Consider the following 816-nt stretch of genomic DNA (forward strand, 5'->3'; position numbering starts at 1 on the left):
AATCGTCTTCGATGATCCAGCGCGATGCCTTCTCGGCCCAATCCAGCAACGCCATGCGGCGCGCAAGCGACAGCGTGTAGCCGAGCGGCGCCTGATGCGACGGTGTGACCAGCGCAAAGCGCGCCTGCGGGTCAAGCTCCATGCCGCGCGCGACATCGATGCCGTCTTCATCCACGGGCACCGGAACGAGCTGCACGCCCGTTTCGGACAGAAAGCCGCGCGCAAGGAGGTAGCCGGGGTCTTCAAACCACATGCGGTCGTTCGGGCTCGCCAGGCTGCGCAAGACAAGCTCGAGCGTTGCACGGTAGCCGCTGGTCACGAACACCTGTTCCGGCAAGCACGTGACGCCGCGCGACAGGCCGAGATACGTGGCGATGTGTTCGCGCAGCGCCGGATAGCCCATGGGATTCGGGTAGGCAAGCATCGCGCGGTCGCCGCTGCGCGCACGGCGTGACACCAGCCGGTTCCAGAGCTTGCGCGGAAACATGTCGAGCGCGGGCAGCCCCGGTTGCAGCGGCCTGGGCTCGCCGCTCATGTCGACGGCAATGGGGAGTTCGCGCCGCATCGGCTGGCTGCCCTGCGGGGCGCTCTCCGCCCTCGGCGCGCCTGGTCGGTCTTGCCCGCCTTTCGCACTTGCGCGCGCGTGGCGGCTTCCGGCAGCGACGGCGACACGAAGGTCCCCGCCGCCCCGCGCATGAGCAGATACCCTTCGCCCACAAGGATCGTGTAAGCCAGTTCCACCGTGCCTCGCGCGGTATTCAACTGCATGGCAAGGCCGCGCAACGCGGGCACGCGATCGCCAGGGCGCAAGTGCCC

Annotated in this window: 1 protein-coding gene and 1 pseudogene; both read right to left on the minus strand. The window is 68.4% G+C overall.

Annotation, left to right across the window (positions count from 1 at the left end; translation table 11 throughout):
• The coding region (locus tag FUT88_RS25810; protein WP_410003905.1) for an aminotransferase class I/II-fold pyridoxal phosphate-dependent enzyme at window positions 1-565 on the minus strand (565 nt) is incomplete at its 3' end.
• Between the two features lie 68 nt (window positions 566-633).
• Window positions 634-816, minus strand: a pseudogene (locus tag FUT88_RS27235) (GntR family transcriptional regulator); the annotation flags it as partial.

Source organism: Ralstonia sp. TCR112, assembly GCF_007997035.1.
GTDB classification, from domain to species: Bacteria; Pseudomonadota; Gammaproteobacteria; order Burkholderiales; family Burkholderiaceae; genus Ralstonia; species Ralstonia edaphi.